This is a genomic window from Stenotrophomonas sp. SAM-B, assembly GCF_013387485.1.
In the GTDB taxonomy this organism is placed as follows: Bacteria; Pseudomonadota; Gammaproteobacteria; order Xanthomonadales; family Xanthomonadaceae; genus Stenotrophomonas; species Stenotrophomonas maltophilia_AA.
In genome coordinates this window covers 1-447 of sequence record NZ_JABBXB010000025.1, presented here as the reverse complement: position 1 = coordinate 447, position 447 = coordinate 1, and the positions used below count along the sequence as shown (strand labels likewise).

Sequence of the window (447 nt, the reverse complement as noted above, 5' to 3'; positions counted from 1 at the left end):
CTACCCGGGTATCTAATCCTGTTTGCTCCCCACGCTTTCGCACCTGAGCGTCAGTCTTCGTCCAGGGGGCCGCCTTCGCCACCGGTATTCCTCCAGATCTCTACGCATTTCACCGCTACACCTGGAATTCTACCCCCCTCTACGAGACTCAAGCTTGCCAGTATCAGATGCAGTTCCCAGGTTGAGCCCGGGGATTTCACATCTGACTTAACAAACCGCCTGCGTGCGCTTTACGCCCAGTAATTCCGATTAACGCTTGCACCCTCCGTATTACCGCGGCTGCTGGCACGGAGTTAGCCGGTGCTTCTTCTGCGGGTAACGTCAATGAGGGTATTAACTTACTCCCTTCCTCCCCGCTGAAAGTACTTTACAACCCGAAGGCCTTCTTCATACACGCGGCATGGCTGCATCAGGCTTGCGCCCATTGTGCAATATTCCCCACTGCTG

Annotated in this window: 1 rRNA gene; it reads right to left on the bottom strand. The window is 55.3% G+C overall.

The features are described from left to right. Positions 1 to 447, bottom strand: a 16S ribosomal RNA gene (locus tag HH110_RS19060); the annotation flags it as partial.